This is a genomic window from Kitasatospora sp. NPDC092948, from assembly GCF_044754805.1.
Classification (GTDB): domain Bacteria; phylum Actinomycetota; class Actinomycetes; order Streptomycetales; family Streptomycetaceae; genus Kitasatospora.
On the sequence record NZ_JBIVPU010000004.1, the window covers coordinates 349,096 to 368,703 of the forward strand.

Annotated in this window: 14 protein-coding genes and 1 other RNA gene; 8 read left to right on the forward strand and 7 right to left on the reverse strand. The window is 74.0% G+C overall.

Annotation, left to right across the window (positions count from 1 at the left end):
- Positions 1-65 precede the first annotated feature (65 nt).
- Positions 66-2,036, forward strand: a complete 1,971-nt coding sequence (locus tag ACIQF6_RS15245; RefSeq protein WP_400894547.1) for a fibronectin type III domain-containing protein — start codon at positions 66-68, stop codon at positions 2,034-2,036.
- A 98-nt stretch (positions 2,037-2,134) separates the two neighbouring features.
- On the forward strand, positions 2,135-3,244 hold the full coding sequence (locus ACIQF6_RS15250; protein ID WP_400894549.1) for a WxL protein peptidoglycan domain-containing protein: 1,110 nt from the start codon (positions 2,135-2,137) through the stop codon (positions 3,242-3,244).
- 181 nt (positions 3,245-3,425) lie between these two features.
- Here the strand turns inward: ACIQF6_RS15250 and ACIQF6_RS15255 are convergent, their stop codons facing one another.
- The 4 genes from ACIQF6_RS15255 to ACIQF6_RS15270 all read right to left on the reverse strand — a co-directional run bounded on the left by ACIQF6_RS15255 (position 3,426) and on the right by ACIQF6_RS15270 (position 9,638).
- The gene (locus ACIQF6_RS15255; protein ID WP_400894551.1) at positions 3,426-3,578 is read right to left on the reverse strand and encodes a hypothetical protein; all 153 of its coding nucleotides are present in this window, start codon (positions 3,576-3,578) and stop codon (positions 3,426-3,428) included.
- Between the two features lie 625 nt (positions 3,579-4,203).
- Positions 4,204-4,347, reverse strand: coding sequence for a VenA family class IV lanthipeptide (locus ACIQF6_RS15260; protein WP_400894553.1), 144 nt, complete (start codon positions 4,345-4,347; stop codon positions 4,204-4,206).
- A gap of 183 nt (positions 4,348-4,530) precedes the next feature.
- A complete protein-coding gene (locus tag ACIQF6_RS15265; RefSeq protein ID WP_400894555.1) occupies positions 4,531-6,426 on the reverse strand; it encodes an alpha/beta hydrolase family protein in 1,896 nt (631 codons plus the stop codon).
- A complete protein-coding gene (locus ACIQF6_RS15270; RefSeq protein ID WP_400894557.1) occupies positions 6,423-9,638 on the reverse strand; it encodes a lanthionine synthetase LanC family protein in 3,216 nt (1,071 codons plus the stop codon). The genes ACIQF6_RS15265 and ACIQF6_RS15270 overlap by 4 nt, the downstream gene beginning before the upstream one ends.
- Positions 9,639-10,106: 468 nt before the next feature.
- On the opposite strand from ACIQF6_RS15270, the gene ACIQF6_RS15275 reads away from it, so the two are divergent.
- From ACIQF6_RS15275 to ACIQF6_RS15285, 3 genes are read left to right on the forward strand one after another with little or no spacing between them, the layout of a single operon-like run.
- Complete coding sequence (locus tag ACIQF6_RS15275) at positions 10,107-10,943, forward strand: Nif3-like dinuclear metal center hexameric protein (RefSeq protein WP_400894559.1); 837 nt, start codon at positions 10,107-10,109, stop codon at positions 10,941-10,943.
- A gap of 36 nt (positions 10,944-10,979) precedes the next feature.
- Complete coding sequence (locus ACIQF6_RS15280) at positions 10,980-11,723, forward strand: zinc ribbon domain-containing protein (RefSeq protein ID WP_400894561.1); 744 nt, start codon at positions 10,980-10,982, stop codon at positions 11,721-11,723.
- A 4-nt stretch (positions 11,724-11,727) separates the two neighbouring features.
- Entirely contained in the window at positions 11,728-12,879 is a 1,152-nt protein-coding gene (locus tag ACIQF6_RS15285) for a bifunctional RNase H/acid phosphatase (RefSeq protein ID WP_400894563.1), read from the forward strand.
- Positions 12,880-13,063: 184 nt separating this feature from the next.
- Here the strand turns inward: ACIQF6_RS15285 and yaaA are convergent, their stop codons facing one another.
- A complete protein-coding gene (gene yaaA / locus ACIQF6_RS15290; RefSeq protein ID WP_400894565.1) occupies positions 13,064-13,864 on the reverse strand; it encodes a peroxide stress protein YaaA in 801 nt (266 codons plus the stop codon).
- A 206-nt stretch (positions 13,865-14,070) separates the two neighbouring features.
- On the reverse strand, positions 14,071-14,511 hold the full coding sequence (locus ACIQF6_RS15295; RefSeq protein ID WP_400894567.1) for a DUF3995 domain-containing protein: 441 nt from the start codon (positions 14,509-14,511) through the stop codon (positions 14,071-14,073).
- 192 nt (positions 14,512-14,703) lie between these two features.
- On the opposite strand from ACIQF6_RS15295, the gene ACIQF6_RS15300 reads away from it, so the two are divergent.
- The 3 genes from ACIQF6_RS15300 (at position 14,704) to rnpB (ending at position 18,077) form a co-directional block, all read left to right on the forward strand.
- Positions 14,704-16,158 carry an RNB domain-containing ribonuclease gene (locus tag ACIQF6_RS15300; RefSeq protein ID WP_400894569.1) on the forward strand — a complete coding sequence of 485 codons (1,455 nt, stop codon included), beginning with the start codon at positions 14,704-14,706 and terminating at the stop codon, positions 16,156-16,158.
- A gap of 41 nt (positions 16,159-16,199) precedes the next feature.
- The gene (locus tag ACIQF6_RS15305; RefSeq protein WP_400894571.1) at positions 16,200-17,663 is read left to right on the forward strand and encodes an MFS transporter; all 1,464 of its coding nucleotides are present in this window, start codon (positions 16,200-16,202) and stop codon (positions 17,661-17,663) included.
- A gap of 13 nt (positions 17,664-17,676) precedes the next feature.
- An RNA gene (gene rnpB, locus ACIQF6_RS15310) (RNase P RNA component class A) lies at positions 17,677-18,077 on the forward strand.
- Between the two features lie 100 nt (positions 18,078-18,177).
- Here rnpB and ACIQF6_RS15315 read toward each other — a convergent pair.
- Entirely contained in the window at positions 18,178-19,563 is a 1,386-nt protein-coding gene (locus tag ACIQF6_RS15315; protein WP_400894573.1) for an ABC transporter substrate-binding protein, read from the reverse strand.
- Positions 19,564-19,608: the final 45 nt, after the last annotated feature.

Genomic DNA, 19,608 nt, shown 5'->3' on the forward strand with positions numbered 1-19,608 from the left:
CAACTGAAGAGAAGTTGATGACCTCCCATTCGATGCACCTTTGTGCACCAGCGGAACGAGACCCGATGAACCCGAGATCGTCCACGCAGACCGCCGGGCCGGTACGGAACCGTGCGGCCATGAGCGCCGCGGCGGCCTTCCTGGGCCTGACCGTGGCCCTGGGCAGCGGCCTGGTGGCCCCCGCCCAGGCTGCCGAGACCAGCAAGCTCACCGGCATCGTCCTCGGTGTCGGCGCCAATGATTCCCAGCGCACCGTGACGTGGTACTCCTCGAACGACACCGCGCAGAAGGTCCAGCTCGCCCCGACCGCCCAACTGGTCGGCGGTGAGTTCCCGGCCGAGGCCACCACCTTCGCCGCCGTCGGCGGTGCGAACGTCGCCTCCAGCGGTGGCTTCAACCGCCACGCCACCCTGACCGGGCTGAAGGAGAACACCCAGTACTCCTACCGCGTCGGCACCGAGGGCAATTGGTCCACGGCATACTCCTTCAAGACGCAGGACTTCGTGGGCGAGTACGACTTCCTGTTCTTCGGGGACCCGCAGATCGGCTCGTCCGGCAACACCGCCAAGGACCAGGCCGGTTGGCAGGACACCCTGGACGTCGCTCTCCGCGACAACCCCAATGCCGATTTCCTGTTCTCGGCCGGTGACCAGGTCGAGACCGCCGGCACCGAGTCGCAGTGGGACGCGTTCCTCGCGCCCGATCAACTCCGCCAGTACCCGTGGGCCCTCACCGTCGGCAACCACGACGTCGGTTCCAAGGCCTACGAGCAGCACTACGTCGCGCCGAACTGGGACCGCTCGCCCGAGCTGTACGCCAACGGCAACCCGAATTCCAACACGTCCGGTGGCAACTACTGGTTCATCCACAAGGGCGTGCTGTTCATCGACATCAACAGCAACAGCTACCAGTCGTCATCGGGTGGCGGCGGTGACGCGGCGCACATCGCCTACATCACCGACGTCATCAACAAGCACGGCTCCGAGGCCAAGTGGAAGGTGCTCTCCTTCCACCACTCGATCTACTCACCGGCCGCCCACGCCAAGGACTCCGACAACAAGGTGCGCCGCGTCGACTTCCCGACCGCGCTCTCCAAGCTCGGCGTCGACATGGTGCTGCAGGGCCACGACCACGCCTACACCCGTAGCTACTCGATCAAGGACGGGCAGAAGGAGAACCCGGCGGAGCAGCCGGGCGCCAAGAACGTGTTCCCCGGTCCCGGCGGCGTCCTCTACGTGACGGCGAACTCGGCCTCGGGTTCGAAGTACTACGACATCTCCAAGCCGGACAGCAGCGGCACGAGCGGTGCGGGCAACGGTGCGGACCCCCTGAACCCGGACAACTACTGGTACAACTCGGTCCAGAGCCAGGAGTACGTCCGCTCCTACGTCAGGGTCAAGGTCCGCAACGACAGGCTCGTCATCGAGAACCTCCGCAGCGGCACCTGCGCCGCCCCGAACGCGGCCGTCGAGCTCGGCAAGGTCAAGTGCGCCGACACCGGTCAGCCGGTCGGCTCGGTCGTCGACGACGTCACCATCCACCCGTACAACGGTGAGGGTCAGAAGCTCCAGGTCAACGTGCCGGACGCGCCTGCGGGCGAGTTCGGCTGGACGATCGACGGCTACAACGGCCTGGTGGACCTCGGCACTGCCAAGGACCACGACGGCGACTACTTCCAGGCCAGCGGCAAGATCAACTCGATCCTCGTGTCGGACAGCCGCCGCTCGCTCGCCCCGTGGTCGATCTCGGCCAGCGTGGGTGACTTCAAGGACGCCGACAAGGTGTTCTCCGGTGCCTTCCTCGGTTGGACGCCGAACGTGCTCCAGGAAGGTGCCGGCGCCAAGGCCAGTGGGAACGTGGCCTCCGGCTACGACGGCGGCGCGGGTCTGTCCGTCTCGCGCGGGCTCGGCTGGGCCGACCAGGGCCACCCCAAGGGCAAGGCCAAGCTGGGCGCCGACCTGGATCTGAAGATCCCGGGCAGCGTCGACAAGGGCGCCTACCGCGCCACCCTCACGATCACTGCGCTGAGCAGCTGACCGTCGCCGCTCGGCCCGGGGGTGGGCGCCTTCCGGCGCCCACCCCCACCCCCCACCGCTCGACCCAGACCCGCACCAGACCGCCCGAGGACCCCGAGATGCCCCTGCCCGCAACGCGCCGGAAGACCACGGTCACCACCTTCGCCCGTACCGCCGTCCTGGTTCTGCTCACGGCCCTCGCCCTCACCGGGCTGCGGGCCACTCCGGCCGCGGCGGACGGCGGCGACGTCACCTGGACGGTCAGGACGGCGCCGAACAGCTACGGTGCCGACCGGTCCAGCTTCAGCTACGCCGCGAACCCCGGTGCCCGCGTCGAGGACGCCATGGTCGTCTCCAACCGCGGCAAGTCCCCGCTCACCCTGGCCGTCTACGCCGCCGACGGCTTCACGACCGACACCGGCCAACTCGACCTGCTCACCGGGGACAAGAAGTCCGTCGGCATCGGCGACTGGGTGCACGCCGACCGCACGAGCGTCGTCCTCCCGCCCGGTGAGTCCGTCGAGGTCCCCTTCACGGTCACCGTTCCGGACAACGCCACGCCCGGCGACTACGTGGGCGGCGTCCTGACCTCGCTGCGGCAGCCCGACGAGGCCGAGGGCATCAACGTGGACCGGCGCCTGGGCATCCGGGTCAAGCTGCGGGTCGGCGGAGACCTCAGGCCGACCCTGGCGATCGAGAACCTGCACGTGGACTACTCCGGCCCGGCCGACCCGTTCGCCTCGGGCGACGCCACCGTCACGTACACGATCCACAACACCGGCAACGCCGTGCTCTCGGCCCGGCAGTCGGTGTCGGTCGCGGGCCCGTTCGGATGGCTGCGGGCCGAGGCGGGCCGGATCCCCTCACCGCCGGAGTTGCTCCCGGGCGAGAGCTGGAAGGTGACGGTGCCCGTGCACGGCGTGGCACCCGGCGTCAGCCTGACCGCGACCGCCACCCTCACCCCCCTGCTCACCGACCCGTCGGGCTCCACCACCGCGCTCGATCCGGTCCGCGCCACCGCGCACGGCTGGGCCGTCCCGTGGATGGCGCTGCTGATCCTCGTCCTGCTGATCGCGGTCATCGCCGGTGCGGTCCTCCGCGCCCGTCGCGGCCGGGCCCGTCGCAAGCTGCGCGAGGACGTCCGTGTGCGGGACGCGGTCGAACAGGCCCTGCGCGAGAAGCAAGCGACCGAAGAGGCGCCGGAGGCGGAGAAGACGCGGGAAGGCTGACGGTCCCCTGCGCCGTCGATGTCCGCGTCGACCCCGCCCCGTGGCGCAGCGCGACCAGGACCGCGACGACCGGCCCGGACGGCCGACGCCCCTGGGCGCGTCAGGACGGTGACGGGCCCAGGGGCGTCGGCGGTGCGAGGTGGTCCTGCCGCAGGCCGTTCGGCCCGCGGCGGCCAGAACGTCAGCGGCGGTGGCGGCCGTGCGGGTCCGCGTCCGCGCTGTCGTCGTTTGCGGTGGTGCCCCGGTGCCGGCCGTGGGTCACGCCGTCGGCGGTCTCGTCGGCGCCGGGCGCGCGGTGGTCGTGCTCGGTGGTGTCGTCGATGGACTCGGACATCTGGTCAGTTTTCTCCGTGCGAATGGGCGGTCTCTTCGGAAGGTGCACCGGTCCGCCACGGCGCACCGGTGTGTCCGGGAGCCGGACAGCAGGAAGCAGGCCGTCCTCGTGGTCGGCCCGCGCGGGGGCCACGATAACGGCCGGATCGAATCGGAGCCTACCCAAACCGCTGCGCGTCGCGCCCCGAAACCCGGACTGCCCGCGGCCGTCACTCCCGCACCACCCGCCCCCCGGCCGGCGGCAGGCGTCGACGCCCCCGCGTACACGGCCGCCTGACGCGGCGGCGGATCCGTCGAGCTCCCCGGACTCCCGCCCGCCTGTCGGCCCATGCTCCGGACGTCCGCCGAAACGGCCGGACCGGCGGCCCCGGCTGTGCTCGACGCGGCCGCATCGAGCACCAGCAGGGCTGCCGGTCCGGGAATCGCCTTTCCCGCCGGGTCCACGACCCCGCAACTGCCGCGCCGGGCAGGGCCGGTGCCGTCGCCGCCTCCGGTGGTACCGACACCGTCGGGGCGATCGCACCGGTCCGGAGGCGCCGGCTCCGGGCGGATACGGGGGACATGGGGCGGGTGCGGGCCGCGCCCGCCCCCGCGAAGGGGGCGGACACGGCCCGGGTGTGCCGACGTCAGCTGATGGTGAAGATCAGACAGGTCAGGGCCAGGCAGGTGAACTGGCACCCGGCGCCGTGGCCGCCCAGCTCCACGGACTCCAGCTCCGGCAGCTCCTGCAGGGCCGCGAGGTCGGTCTCGAACGCGGACATGTTCTCCATGGTGTTTCCTCCCCTATGGGTTCTCGTCGGGCACGGACGTGTCCGACGACTGCGACGGAAAGCGATTTCCCGTTGCAGGTCAGGCCCCGCCGGCGCGCGCTCCGGGCCGCCGCCGGGCAGGCCGGCGGGCCCCCGCGCGCGGCGGGAAGTCTTCTGAGGGTCAGTGGTGCGGGATACGGCCCGTCAGGCCGGTCTGCCGGTGAGCAGGAAGCCCGCCAGCAGCTCGTGCAGCACGGCCGCGCCCTCCTCGGCGAGCAGTTCGTGCCCCGCGCCCGCCGCCTCCACGTACCGGAAGTCCGCGCCCTCGGTCCGGCCGAGGCGCAGCAGCTCGTGCCGCAGCGACCGCGACTGACCGACCGGCACCACCTCGTCGCGGTCGCCGTGCACCACCAGCAGCGGAGCACGCAGCCGGTCCGCGAGGTGCAGGACGTCGCGCGGGCCCCGGGCGTCGTCGATCGGCCGGTCGCCGCCGAGCCGCGTGGTCAGCGCCCGCACCGGGGCCGACGCCTCCGCCAGCAGCCGCTCGCCCGACAGGAACGGCGCCACCACCGCGCACCGCGACACCGTCCCGGCCGGCGCGTGCGCCGTCGCCAGCAGCGCCAGGAACGCCCCGTAGCTGACGCCGAACAGGGCCGGCGGCTCCAGGCCCAGCGCGGCCCGATGCCCCGCCACGCCCTCCAGCAGCGCCAGGACGTCGTCCAGGTCCGGGCCGCCCCACGCCCCGCGGATCGCCATGGCGAACTCCGTGCCGTAGCCCGTCGAACCGCGCTGGTTCGGGGCGAGGACGGCCAGGCCCTGCGCCGCCATCCGCTGGAGCGCCGGGTCGAACTCCAGCCGCCAGACGTCCGCCGGACCGCCGTGCAGCGCCAGCACCAGGTGCGGCGCGGACAGCCACTGCTCGCCGCCGTACACCACCGCCTCGACCGGACCGGCCGGACCGGCCAGCGTCACGCACTGCGCCGACCGCCACCGGCCGCCGTCACTGGGCGGCGCCGAGCCGTCCAGCCGCCAGCGCGCCGGCGAACTGTCCTGCGACAGCAGGCCGTTGGGCGGTGCGGGGGTCGCAGGCGGCGCGTCCACGTCCAGGGTGCCCAGGGCCGCCGGGCGGTCCGGCGCCGAGTACGGCATCCGCAGGCCCGCCGCCGACCAGTGGCCGACCGCGCCGAGCCGCCCCGGCGGCACCGGCAGCGGATCGAGCCGCCCGCTGCCCGGCTGCCACAGCACCAGCGAGGACGTCGCGCCGTGATCCACCTGGAGCGCCACCCGGGGCTCCGTGCCCGGCCCGTCCGGGGCGAGCGCGATCGGCCGCAGCAGCCGGCCCGGCCGGTGCAGGCAGTCCGGGAAACGCACCGGCTCGGGGCCGCCGATCAGCGCCCAGCCCAGCCGGTCCACGCCCGGCGCGTCGCTGCGCAGCATCCCGAAACCCGACGCCGGATCGAACAGCACCAGCCGGTCGTTGCTGCTCGCGCCCAGCTCCAACAGCGGTGTCGTCGAGCCGAGTTCGAGGTCGAGCACGACGGTCTTCACCATCCCGTCGGCCACCCGGTCCAGCGCCAGCAGCCGGCCCGCCCCGTCCAGCCACACCCCGCCGCCGTACAGCCCCGACAGCTCGGCCACCTGGCGCGGCGCGGAGCCGTCCGCCGCCAGCAGCCACACCGTGGTCACCGGACGGGTGTCGGTGCCCAGCAGCACCACGGACGGCGCCTGGGTCGACCCGGGCCTCGCCAGGATCCGCAGGCCGGGCAACCGCAGCGTGGCGAGCGGGAGTTCGGACGCCGGGCGGCCCGGCTCGCCGAGCGACAGTACGACCAGCGTGTGCCGGTCGCCGTCGTGCCGGCACACCACCACCCGCCCGTCCGGCAGCGCGACCAGCTGCGACCGCAGGCTCTCGGCCCGCCCGTCCGGCAGCGCCAACGGCACCGGGACGGCGATCCCCCGGTCCGGCAGCCGCCAACTCTCCACGTACCAGCCGCCGTCGGCCCCGGCCGCCAGGCAGGCGGCGAACGAGCCGTCCCCGGCGAACGTGAAGCTCAGCCGCCGCAACGCCTGGTGCGCGGTGCGCACAGTCGCGGTGCTCATCGAGGTCCTCCTGCGGGACGGTGGGACAGAGGCCGTTGACGCCCGCCCGGCGGCTCCGGGTCGGACCACAGGCGGGGGCCCGGGTGGCGGAGGCGGAGCAGGAAGGCGAGCGGGCCGGCGGTGCCGGTGCCGTAGGCGGGGGTGGCGGCGCTGCCGGTCTCGTCGGGGAGGACCAGCAGTCCGTCGCGTACAGCGGCGCGGTCGGCGATCAGCCGGGCGATCTCCTCGGCGCCGTCCCGGAAGCGGTCCTCGCCGGTGGCCAGGGCCAGATCGAGCAGGAACTCGCCGTTGCCGGCCAGGCCGTGGCAGGCGGACACCCCGCTGTGCCAGCGGGCGTTGAGGACGGCGCGACCGGCGGCCCGGGCCGGCCGGAGGGCGCGGTCGTCGCCGGTGGCCTGCCAGTAACGGATCAGGAAGCTGCCGACCCCGGAGGAGCCGCTGCACCAGTGCGCCAGCCGGACGTGCGCCGGGTCGCCGTGGCTCTGCGGCCACCACGCGGCCTCGCCGTCCCACCGCGCGGTCGCGACCAGGGTCTGCACCGCCAGCCCCGCCCCGGCCGTCAACTCGTCGGCGGAGGAAGTGAGTTCTGCCTCGCTCAGGCGCTCCGCGCAGGCCAGCAGGAAGGCCCCGACGCCGGCCACCCCGTGGGCATGGCCGAGGTGCACCGCCCCGGCCAGCGCCGAGTCGAAGTCGGCGGGCACCGGCCAGACCGTGCCGTACGGCTCGGTGCGGGCCGCGGCCAACAGGGTGCGGGCGCAGTGCGCGGCCCGGTCGAGGAACTCGATTGCCCCGGTGGCGCGGTGGGCGCGCAGCTGGAGGAAGCCGGCCCCGGCTGCGCCGTGGCAGACGTCCGGGTTCGGCCAGACCAGGGGAACGTCGAGCGCGGTCTTCGCTGCCCGCTCGGCGAGGCCGGGGTCGTCGAGGGCCTCCGCGGCGTCGAACAGCGCCCAGGCGGCGCCGGAGCGGCCGAAGTGCAGGCCGGGCAGCACCACGGGTTCGGCGGCGCAGCGCCGTTCGATCCAGTCGGCGGCCTGCGCGGCAGTGGCCCGGGCCTGTGCGCGGACGGGTTCGGGCAGCGGGGCGAGGCTCGCCCGGGCCAGCACGGCGAGGACGCCGGCGGCGCCGTGCTGCACGTTGCACGGGTCGGTGAGCTGCCCACCGGGGACGGTCGGCCACAGCCGGTCGGTCCGCTGCGGGGTGGCGGTGGCCGCCAGGTGCTGAAACCCGTCGTGCAGCAGACGGTCCGGGTCGGGCGGTGGCGGTGATGCTGCGGGTCGGGCGGGTGTGGCGAGCTCCTGCCGGACGCGGGCCAGGCTCGACCGCCGGTCGGGGTCGTCGTCCTCGGGGGATGGCGGCGATGCTGCGGGTCGGGCGGGTGCGGTGAGCTCCTGCCGGACGCGGGCGAGGCTCGATCGCCGGTCGGGGTCGTCGTCCTCGGGCGGTGGCGGTGATGCTGCGGGTCGGGCGGGTGCGGCGAGTTCCTGCCGGACGCGGGCGAGGCTCGATCGCCGGTCGGGGTCGTCGTCCTCGGGGGATGGCGGCGATGCTGCGGGTCGGGCGGGTGCGGCGAGTTCCTGTCGGACGCGGGCGAGGCTTGATCGCCGGTCGGGGTCGTCGTCCTCGGGGGATGGCGGCGATGCTGCGGGTCGGGCGGGTGCGGCGAGTTCCTGCCGGACGCGGGCCAGGCTCCACCGTCGGTCGGGGTCCTCGTCGCGCAGTCCGAGCACCAGCGGGGCCAGCCGGCGGGCGGTGTCGCCCGCGCGGGCGGCCGACGCCAGCCAGGCGGCGAGTGACCGCTCGCCCGGCAGCAGCGGATCGTGGCCGGTGGCGAGCAGGAAGAGCAGGCCGCCGAGCGCGTACAGGTCGGCGGCGGGGGCGGCCAGGCCGGTGCGGTGCCGGCCGGACTGCTCGGGGGCGCGGTACCCGGGGGTGCCGGCGGTGCCGGCCAGCGTTCCGGCGGGGACGGTGAGTTCGAGGTCGACCAGGCGGACGGCGCCGTCCGGCCGGACCAGCACATTGCCGGGGGAGAGGTCGCGCAGCACCAGCCCGCGCCCGTGGACGCGCTCCACCAGGTCGATCAGCGCCGACGCCAGCGGACCGGCCTCGGCCCACGAGACGTCCGGGGTGCCGTCGTGCCGCAGCCGGGCGGCGACCCAGCTGCCCAGCGCCTGGCCGGGGATGCGCTCCTGCACCAGGAACAGCGAGTCCTGCTGCTCGACCAGGGCGTGCACCTGCGGTGTCAAGCCGCTGTCGGCCAGTCGGCCGAGCAGCTCGGCCTCGTGCCGCAGCGCCCGGCGGGCGTCGGTGCCGGCCCGGTCGACCTCGATGTGGGCGCGGGCCTGCTTGACCACCACCTCGGCGCCGGTGGCCGGGTCGGTGCCCAGGAACACGCCGCCCTTGGCGCTGTGCCGCAGTGCGGCGGTGAGCGCCCAGCGGCCGTCCAGCAACACGCCGGCCCGCCGCCCGTTCGTCGCCGTGCCAGTGCCAGTGCCAGTGCCCGTGCCTGCGGCCATGCCCCTGCCTGCGGCCGTGCCCGTGCCTGCGGCCGTGCCCGTGCCTGCGGCCGTGCCCGTGCCCGTGCCCGTGCTTGTGGTCGATCCCGCCCCCTCGACGGGGTCGGCCACCCACGGCGGGCGGCGGTAGGACGCGGTGCGGACGTCCTCGACCGGCTCGCCGGCCGGGCCGCGCAGCATCGAGCGGTACGCGCCGTCGTGGCCGAGCACCGCGCGGCCGGTGAAGACGCCGTAGCGGTAGTGCACCAGGCTGCCGGGGCGGTACGGCCGGTCGGAGAGAATCGCCGGCCCGGGCATTCCCGCGGTGGCCAGGTGGAGTTTCTCGGCGAGTCGGCGGAATTGCTCGTCGCCGTCCGGGTAGACGGTGAGGAATTTTCCGGCCGAGGCCCGGTCACTGTTGCGCGAATTGATTTCGTGCACGCGCTCGCGGTCCGCGGCGAACTTGAACGCGCACGGGTCCTCGGCGATCACCGCGGCGACCGCGGTCAGGACCTCGGCCGCGACCGGGGAGGCCGCGGCGACGTGCAGCTTCCAGCCCTGCTCGGGCAGGTCACGGCCGGGCGGCCGCACCGTGCACCAGAAGCCCTCGACCGCGACCGTCCAGTCGCCGTCGCCTCCCCGGGCCCTGCTGCCGATCACGGCCGCCCGCGCCACCTCCACCAACGTGCCGTCCGCAGTCGGCTCGTCGTCGACCGGCACCGGCCCCCCTGTCCTGCGCAGCGGTGTGCCCGCCCCCATCTGCTTCACACCCCTTCACGGTGGACTCGACCGGTCACGGTCTGCGGAAGTCACGAGAGGCTCGCCCGCGCCGGCCGAATTCCGTTGGAATTTCCGGCCGGTCGCCCTTTTTCGACCCCCCGGTCGAGGCAACTCTCGTTCGCAGAACTGAAGTTACTTTCGAGGAGGGGGTGACTCAACACCGGCCGGGTCACTTCACTCGTAAGGGTGATCAAAATTGGTTTTCGAATACGTTCGCCCCGGGGCGTGTGGATAGGGCGTTCCGCGTGCCCACCGGCCCCTGTGCCGTCCGCCGGCCCGCCGGAACGCCGTCCGCGCCCCGTTCCGTCGCTCGACACCGCGTTGACGCGCAGGTGTGCGGGCCGTCCACAGCGCGGGTGGCAGGCGGGCCCGGCCGGGCGGGGCCGTGGCACGCGGTAGTCTCGACAGGTGCCGAAACTGTCCGACGTCATCGCCGTGCTCGAAGAGATCTACCCGCCGCAGTGGGCGGAGTCCTGGGACGCGGTGGGCCTGGTCTGCGGCGATCCCGAGGCCGAAGTGGGCCGGGTGCTGTTCGCCGTCGACCCGGTGCAGGCCGTGGTGGACGAGGCCGTCGAATGGGGCGCCGACCTGCTGGTCACCCACCACCCGCTCTACCTGCGCGGCACCACCACGGTCGCCGCGACCGGCTTCAAGGGCCGGGTGGTGCACACCCTGATCAAGCACGACATCGCGCTGCACGTCGCACACACCAACGCCGACCACGCCGACCCGGGCGTCTCCGACGCCCTCGCCGAGGCCGTCGGGCTGAAGGTCACCGGCCCGCTGGTGGCCGACCCGACCGACCCGGCAGGCCGCCGGGGCAGCGGCCGGATCGGCGAACTCCCGCAGCCGATGACGCTGAGCGCGTTCGCCGCCCAGGTCGCCGCCGGACTCCCCGCCACCGCGGCGGGCGTCCGGGCCGCCGGCGACCCGGAGCAGCAGGTGCGCCGGGTCGCGGTCTGCGGCGGCTCCGGCGACTCCTTCCTCGCCGAGGCCCGCAAGGCCGGCGTGGACGCCTACCTCACCGCCGACCTGCGCCACCACCCCGCGTCCGAGGCCACCGAGGCGGCGCCCGTCGCCCTGGTCGACGCCGCGCACTGGGCCACCGAGTGGCCCTGGCTCACGCTCGCCGCCCGCGAGCTCACCAGCCGCGCCACCGGCCGCAGCTGGTCGCTGGAGACCCGCGTCTCCACCCGGGTCACCGACCCGTGGACGGCGCACGCGCCGATGCCGTACGCCCCCTGACCTCCCGCCGAACCAACTCAACAGGAGCCCTCCCGCGTGAACGCCGCGCCCGCCGACCAGATCCGCCTGCTCGACCTGCAGGCCATCGACTCCCGTCTCGACCAGCTGGCCCACCGGCGCCGCACCCTGCCCGAGCACGCCGAGATCGACAAGGCCACCGCCGACCACACCGCCCTCAAGGACCTGGTGGTCGCCGCCCAGGCCCAGCTCGGCGACACCACCCGCGAGCAGGCCAAGGCCGAGGCGGACGTCGAGCAGGTCCGCAGCCGGGCCGCCCGCAACCAGCAGCGGATGGACTCCGGCGCGGTCACCTCGCCGAAGGACCTGGAGAACCTCCAGCACGAGAACACCTCGCTGGCCAAGCGCCAGGGCGACCTGGAGGACGTGGTGCTGGAGGTGATGGAGCGCCTGGAGTCCGCGCAGACCCGGGTCACCGAGCTCACCGCCCGCCTGGAGCACTCCGCCGTGGTGGTCGCCGAGGCCGAGGGCCGCCGCGACGCCAAGTTCGCCGAGATCGACGGCGAGGCGGAGAAGGTCCGCCGCGACCGCGAGGCCGTCGCCAACGTCATCCCCGCCGACCTGATGAAGGCCTACCTGCGCCTGCGCGAGCAGCAGGGCGGCGTCGGCGCGGCCCGCCTGTACCAGCGCCGCTGCGAGGGCTGCCGCACCGAGTTCTCGATCACCGAGTTCAACGCGATCAAGGCCGAGCCCACCGACAAGGTGCTGCGCTGCGAGAACTGCGGCCGGATCCTGGTCCGCACCGGCGAGTCGGGCGTCTGACCCGGTGGCCGAAGCCCAGTTCATCGTTCAGGCCGACGGCGGCTCCCGGGGCAACCCGGGGCCGGCCGGCTACGGCGCGGTGGTCCTCGACGCCCGCACCGGCGAGATCCTGGCCGAGGCCGCCGAATACATCGGGCGGGCCACCAACAACGTCGCCGAGTACAAGGGCCTGATCGCCGGCCTGAAGGCGGCCCGCGACCTCGACCCGGACGCCCGGATCCTGGTCGAGATGGACTCCAAGCTGGTCGTCGAGCAGATGTCCGGCCGCTGGAAGATCAAGCACCCCGACATGCAGCCGCTGGCCGCCGAGGCCCGCTCCGTCGCCGCCCGCGGCAAGGTCGACTACCGGTGGATCCCCCGGGAGAAGAACAAGGAGGCCGACCGGCTCGCCAACGAGGCGATGGACGCCGGCAAGCAGGGCCGCCAGTGGGAGCCCAAGCCCCGCGCCGCCGCCCCGGCCGCCGCCGTCGTGGACGAACCGCTGCCCGCCGCACCCGCCCCCCGGGCCGGCTGGGCCGCTCCCGCCGACCTCGGCACGCCCACCACCCTGGTGTTCCTGCGGCACGGCGAGACCCCGCTCACCCCGCTCCGGCAGTTCTCCGGCAGCACCGGCAGCGACCCGGGCCTCTCCGAGAAGGGCGTCTGGCAGGCCGAACGCGTCGCCGAGGCGCTCGCCGCCCGCGGCACCGTGCAGGCCGTGGTCTCCTCGCCGATGCTCCGCACCCGGCAGACCGCCGAGGCCGCCGCCCGCCGGCTCGGCCTGGACGTCCGGATCGAGGAAGGCCTGCGGGAACTCGACTTCGGCGACTGGGAAGGCCTCACCTACGCCGAGGTGATGGAACGCCACCCCGAGGACCTGAGCGCCTTCTTCGACTCCGCCAAGGCCAAGCCCACCGGCAGCGCCGAGTCGCTCACCACCCTCGCCCACCGGGCCGGGCAGGCCCGCGACAGGATCCTCGCCCGCTACCCCGGCAAGACCGTCCTGGTGGTCTCGCACGTCAGCCCGATCAAGGTGCTGGTGCGACTCGCCCTCGGCGCCCCGCCGGACGCCGTGCACCGGATGGAACTCTCCGCGGCCTCGCTGTGCGCCGTCCAGTACTACAGCGACGGCAACGCGTCGCTGCGGCTGCTCAACGACACCTCGCACCTGCGCTGACCTCGTCGGTGACGGGCGCGTCGCTGCGCGTCCGTCACCGACGAAGTCAGCCACGTGCGTGCCGCTGCACGTCTGTCACCGACGAAGTCTGCGAGGCGTGTGTCAATGCACGTTTGCGACCGGCGAAGTCTGGGACGTGCGTGTCAGCGCACGTTCGCGACCGACGGAGCCAGCGACGCGCGTGTCAGTGCACGTCCGTCACCACGACGTCCAGCTGCCACGGCTTGCGGGCCGTGCCGCGCGCCGCGACCTCCACCCGGTGGCCGAGCTGTGCCAGCGCATCGACCAACTCGCCCGGCGAGGACGGCTCCAGGCCCTCCGCCAGCAGGTCGCGCACCAGCCGGCCCTTGGTCGCCTTGTTGAAGTGGCTCACCACGCTGCGCTTCAGCACCCCGTCCACCTCGCGCTCCTGCAACACCCGGACCGTCGCCGTCCGGCCCGCCACCTCACCGGCCGGCTTCCACGCCGCCGCGTACGCCGAGCTGCGCAGATCCAGCACCAGGCCGTCCGCGGCCGCCTCCGGGAGCACGCCGTCCATCACCGCCCGCCAGTACGGGCCGAGCGCGCCCAGCGGCGGCAGCTTCACGCCCATCGCGCAGCGGTACGGCGGGATCCGGTCGCCGATCCGCACCGCACCCCACAGGCCGGAGAACACCAGCAGCGAACGCTCCGCCCGGGCGTACGCCTGCTCGTCCAGCTTCGCCAGGCCCAGGTTGTCGAACAGCACCCCCGTGTACACCTCGCCGGCCGGCCGGGCCCCCGCAGTCAGCAGCCCCGCGTTCTTGGCCACCTCCCCGCGCAGCCCCTTGCTCAGCCCCAGCACCTCGGCGGCCCGCTCCTCGTCCCCCGAGCACAGCTCCACCAGCGCCGTCAGCGCCTTCTCCCGCGCCCCGGTCAGGCCTGCCAACGAAAGGCCCGCCACCTCCACCGGCACACCCGCCTCCGGCGCGGCCTTCCCCTCCGACGGCGGCAGCAGAACCAGCACGGCGACACCTTTCAACGACCCACAGCAGACCCCGACAACCCTAACGACCTGCGGGGCCTTCCGACGGCAGCCCGCTTCGGGCGCGGACGGCCGGGCAGCGCGCGGCCTCGGCGCTGCCACGAGGGCCCAGGGCCTGCCTTCGAGCCCGCGCCCGCCCCACAACGCGCCCCCAGCCTTCGGCCGGGAGGGTGCCCCCCGGGACCCGTTCAGTCCACCTGGCGCCCGTTGGCGGCGACCAGCGCCGCCCCTGCGCCGAGGGCCGCGCACAGCGGGGCGTACACCCGGCGGTCCAGGCGGACGAAGCGGGGTGTGCGGGGGACGCGGCCGGTGCCGAACAGGAGCGGGCCGACGGAGCCGCGGGCCAGCAGGACGGCGGCGACGCCCGCGCTGCCGACGGCGGGGAGCCGGCGCGGTCCCACGGCGGGCAGCAGCCCGCCGCGGGCGGCCACCAGGTACGCGCCGGCGCCGAGCATGCCCGCGACGCCCAGGCAGGCCTGCGGGGACGGGAGCCGGTCCGGGGTGACGCCGACGACCAGGTCGGCGAACTGCTCGCGGTCGCGGCACGGCCACGGCGAACGCGCCCACACCGCGTGCAGCCCGCCCAGCGCGGCCAGCGTGCCGGCGACGACCCCCGCCGTGGCCCGCACTCCGGGAGACAGAACCCGGCGTACAGGCCGACTTGTCCCACCCCCGCAGCACTGGCACTTCGCAACCGGCGCCGGCCACTTCCGACCCGTCACGGCCCCCACCCCTTCCCACGGCCAAAGCCCGTGCGCCGCAACCGGCTTCACACCCGGGCCGGTGCCGTCGACCACGCTACTGCGTCTTACGCTGCGACCATGCCGCGCCGACACCTCAGCGTCCGGGCCGCCCAGACCGCCAGGATCAACGCCGAACTCGCCGACCTCAGAAGCAGTTTGGAGGTCCGCACCGACTGGCCGCCGGAGGTGCTCGCGGAGGCCGACCGGGCCGCGTCACTGCCCCGGCTGCCGGAGTTCGACGCCACCGACCTCGACCTGTTCACCCTCGACCCGCCGGGCTCCCGCGACCTCGACCAGGCCATGCACCTGACCCGCCGCGGCGACGGCTACCGGGTGCACTACGCGATCGCCGACGTCGCGGCCCACGTCTCCCCGGGCGGCGCGATCGACACCGAGGCCCGCCGCCGCGTCCAGACGCTGTACTTCCCGGACGGCAACGTCCCGCTGCACCCGGCCCGGCTCTCCGAGGGCGCGGCCAGCCTGCTGCCGGGCGAGCTGCGGCCCGCCCTGCTCTGGCAGCTCGACCTGGACGCCGACGGCGCCCTCGTCCTGGCCGACCTGCGCCGCGCCCAGGTGCGTTCGCGCCGCCGGCTGGATTACGCCACCGTCCAGGGCCGGATCGACGCGGGCCGCGCCGACGAGCAGCTCGCCCTGCTCGCCGAGATCGGCCGGCTCCGCGAGGCGCAGGAGCAGGCCCGAGGCGGGGTCAGCCTGCCGATCCCCGAGCAGGAGGTGACGGCCGTCAACGGCGGCTACCGGCTCGGCTACCGCGCGCCGCGCCCCGCCGACGGCTGGAACGCGCAGCTCTCGCTGCTCACCGGCATGGCCGCCGCCGCCCTGATGCTGGACGCCGGGACGGGCCTGCTGCGCACCCTGCCCACCGCCCCGGAGCCGGCCTACCAGCGGCTGCGCCGGGTCGCCGCCGCGCTGGGCGTGCCGTGGCCGGAGGGGATGCCCTACCCGCAGCTGATCCGCTCGCTCGACCCGTCCCGCACCGCCGACGCCGCGTTCCTGAACGAGTGCACCGGCCTGCTGCGCGGCGCGGGCTACCACGCGTTCGACGCCGCCCGCGGCACCGTCCCGCCCGCCGACCCCGGGCACGCCGCGCTGGCCGCCCCCTACGCGCACTGCACCGCTCCGCTGCGCCGGCTGGGCGACCGGTTCGCGCTGGAGGTCTGCGCGGCGGTGGCCGGCGGTGCCGACGTGCCGGGCTGGGTGCGGGACGCGCTGCCGCTGGTGCCGGGGCTGATGGCGGGCGGCGACCGTCGGGCGCACGCGGTGGAGCGGGCCTGTGTGGACCTGGTGGAGGCGGAGCTGCTGCGCGGCCGGGAGGGTGAGGACTTCCCGGCGGTGGTGATCGACGTGGACGAGCGCCGGCCCACCGTCGGCACGGTGCAGCTGCGGCGGCCCGCGGTGGTCGCCAAGTGCGACGCGGCCGACCGGCTGCCGCTGGGCCGGCGGGTGACCGTCCGGCTCACCGTGGCCGACCCGGGCACCCGTACCGTCCGGTTCGCGCTGGTGCCCGACGCATAAGCGCCTTAGAAGGTGGCCGGGGCCGATGCGATGATCGGGTCATGAGCCGATCGATCGCTGTCACCGACCGCCGTCACCGGCTGCTCGTCCTGGCCATCTGCTGTCTGAGCCTGTTCATCGTCGGCCTGGACAACACGGTGGTGAACATCGCGCTGCCCGCCATCCAGCACGACCTGGACGCGCCCGCCTCCGGTCTTCAGTGGGTGATCGACGCCTACACGCTGGTGCTGGCCTCGCTGCTGATGCTGTCCGGCTCGGTCGCCGACCGGATCGGCCGCAAGCGGGTGTTCCAGGCCGGGCTGCTGCTGTTCGTGCTCGGCTCGCTGCTGTGCAGCCTGGCCCCGAGCCTGGGCTGGCTGATCGCGTTCCGCGCGGTGCAGGCGGTCGGCGGGTCGATGCTCAACCCGGTGGCGATGTCGATCATCACCAACACCTTCACCGACCGGAAGGAGCGGGCGCAGGCGATCGGCGTGTGGGGCGGCGTGGTCGGCATCAGCATGGCGCTCGGGCCGCTGATCGGCGGATTCCTGGTGGACAGCGCGGGCTGGCCGTCGATCTTCCTGATCAACATTCCGGTCGGCCTGGCGGCCTGGGTGCTGACGTACCGCCACGTCCCGGAGTCCCGGTCGCCGCGGCCCCGCCGGCTGGACCCGGTCGGCCAGGTGCTGATGGTGCTGCTGCTGGGCTGCGGCACCACCGTGATCATCGAGGGGCCCTCGCACGGCTGGACCTCGCCGGTCATCCTGGCGCTGGCGGCGGTCGCCCTGGTCGCGCTGCTGGTGTTCCCGGTCTGGGAGCGGCGGGTGCCGGACCCGCTGATCGACCCGAGGTTCTTCCGCAGCGCCCCGTTCACCGGGGCCACCGTCACCGCGGTGTGCGCGTTCGCCGCGCTGGCCGGCTTCCTGTTCCTGAACACGCTCTACCTGCAGAACGTTCGGCACTACAGCCCGGTGGTGGCGGGCCTGTGGACGCTGCCGATGGCCGGGCTGACCCTGCTCACCGCCCCGCTGTCCGGCCGGATCGTCGGCAGCCGGGGCCCGCGCCTGCCGCTGCTGGTGGCCGGTGCGGCGATCGCCGCCAGCGGGGTGCTGCTGACCGGGCTGGCGGCCGACTCCTCGGCGTTCCTGCTGCTGCCCGCGTACGCGCTGTTCGGGCTGGGCTTCGGCATGGTGAACGCGCCGATCACCAACTCGGCGGTCTCCGGCATGCCGTTGGCCCAGGCCGGGGTGGCCGCCGCGGTGGCCTCCACCAGCCGGCAGGTCGGCCAGTCGCTGGGCGTCGCGGTGATCGGCACGGTGGTGGCCGGCGCGGTCGCCTCGGCCGGCGACTTCACCGGTGCCACCCACACCGGCTGGTGGATCATCGCCGGCCTGGGCCTGACGGTCGCCGTCCTCGGCCTGGTCACCACCACCCCGTGGGCCGCCGCCTCCGCGGCCCGGGTGGCGGCCCGCTTCGACCCGGCGCCGGGCGGCGTACGGGGAGCTGCTGCGGAGCGGCTACCATGACCATTACGGCGGACGAGCCGGCCGGGCGGTCGCGTCGGGTCCCTATGGGGCCCGCCGAGGAACGTCCGGGCTCCACAGAGCAGGGTGGTGGGTAACGCCCACCCGGGGTGACCCGCGGGACAGTGCCACAGAAAACAGACCGCCCACCGCTTCGGTGGTGGGTAAGGGTGAAACGGTGGTGTAAGAGACCACCAGCGACCGAGGTGACTCGGCCGGCTAGGTAAACCCCACTCGGAGCAAGGTCAAGATCGACACCCTCGGGTGTCGTGCGCGGATGTTCGAGGGCTGCTCGCCCGAATTCGCGGGTAGACCGCACGAGGCTGTCGGCAACGGCAGCCCTAGATGGATGGCCGCCTCCCTGGGCCGCGCAAGCAACCCGGGAGACAGAACCCGGCGTACAGGCCGACTCGTCCGCCGCTTTCCGGGCCCTCGGGCCCGGACCGCTTTCCGTGCCGAAGGGCCCGGCCGCCGTACGGCGACCGGGCCCTTCGGTGTCAGCGGGGTGTCAGCGAGGTCAGCCCACCGAGCTGTTGTAGCTCTCGATGGCGGGCTGGAGCTCCTTGGCGGCGTCGGTCAGCGCCTGCTGAGCGGTCTTGGTGCCCGCGATGGTCTGCTCGATCGCGGTCTCCACGCCCTTGCGGGCCTGCGGCATGACACCGAGCGCGCAGCCGGCGGTGGCCGCGGTGGGCTTGGTGGCCTTCAGCTGGTCGATCGCGGTCTGGAACTGCGGGTACTTGCCGACCCACTCCTTGTCGGCGGGCAGGTCCAGCGCCTTGGTGTTGACCGGGAAGTAGCCGGTGCCGGTGTGCCAGGCGGCCTGCTGCTCGGGGGCGGTGAGGAACTTCTCGAACTCCCAGGAGGCGCGCTTCTGGGCGTCGGAGTGGCCGGGGCCGGAGATCCACAGCGAGGCGCCGCCGATGATCGGGCCGCCCTGGTCGCCGGCGGCGGTCTTCGGGAACGCCGCGGTGCCGACGGTGAACTTGGCGGCCTCGCTGTAGCCGCGCAGCACGCCGGTGGACTCCAGGTGCATGGCGACCGTGCCGGCCTTGAACGCGGCCTGCGCGTCCGGGGTCTGCCGGCCGGTGTTGGCCGCGTAGCCGCCCTTGACCAGGTCGGCCCACCACTGGACGATCTCGGCGCCCTTGGCGGAGTCGAAGGTGACCTTGCCGGCCTTGCCGGAGCGGCCGTTGTCGGCGTCGCAGTACAGCGCGCCGTTCTCGGCCAGCAGCTGCTCGACGAACCAGCCGTAGATGGCCGCGCCGAAGCCGTACCGGACGGTCTTGCCGCTCTCGTCCTTCTTGGTCAGCTTCTGCGCCATCTCGCCGAGTTCGGCGAGCGTCGTGGGCGGCTTGGCCGGGTCGAGGCCGGCCTCCTTGAAGGCGTCCTCGTTCAGGTACAGCAGCGGCATCGACGAGTTGAACGGCATCGCCTGGAGCTTGCCGCCGAACGAGTAGTAGTTGCGGATGTTCTCCTGCAGGTCGTCCAGCGAGTAGCCGTCCTTGTCGGCGAAGGCCTGCGCCGGGACGATCTGCTGCGAGTCGACCATGAAGCGGCTGCCGATGTCGTAGACCTGCACCACCGCGGGCGTGGCCTTCTGCTGCACCGAGGCCTTGTACTTGGCGATCAGGTCGTCGTAGGTGCCCTGGAACAGCGGCTTGACCTCGATCTTGCCCTGGTGGGCGGTGTTGAACTGGTTCACCAGGGCGGTCAGCGCTTCGGCGTTCTTGCCGGTCATCGAGTGCCAGAACTCGATGGTGGTCACGCCGGACGCCTGGTCCAGCGCGGAGGCGGCCGGGGCGCCGGCGCCGTCGGAGGAGCCGCCGGAGCCGTTCGAGCTGCAGGCGGTCAGGGCCAGGCCGGACACCAGCAGCGCGGCGAGCGCGCGGGCACTTCTCTTCACGGGTTCTCTCTCTTCTGCGAGGGTGGGTACCGGGAGCGGTGGGTC

Coding starts and splice junctions, on each gene's coding strand:
- ACIQF6_RS15245 (WP_400894547.1), top strand. CDS start 66: ATGAACCCGAGATCGTCCACGCAGACCGCCGGGCCGGTACGGAACCGT.
- ACIQF6_RS15250 (WP_400894549.1), top strand. CDS start 2,135: ATGCCCCTGCCCGCAACGCGCCGGAAGACCACGGTCACCACCTTCGCC.
- ACIQF6_RS15255 (WP_400894551.1), bottom strand. CDS start 3,578: ATGTCCGAGTCCATCGACGACACCACCGAGCACGACCACCGCGCGCCC.
- ACIQF6_RS15260 (WP_400894553.1), bottom strand. CDS start 4,347: ATGGAGAACATGTCCGCGTTCGAGACCGACCTCGCGGCCCTGCAGGAG.
- ACIQF6_RS15265 (WP_400894555.1), bottom strand. CDS start 6,426: ATGAGCACCGCGACTGTGCGCACCGCGCACCAGGCGTTGCGGCGGCTG.
- ACIQF6_RS15300 (WP_400894569.1), top strand. CDS start 14,704: ATGCCGCGCCGACACCTCAGCGTCCGGGCCGCCCAGACCGCCAGGATC.
- ACIQF6_RS15305 (WP_400894571.1), top strand. CDS start 16,200: ATGAGCCGATCGATCGCTGTCACCGACCGCCGTCACCGGCTGCTCGTC.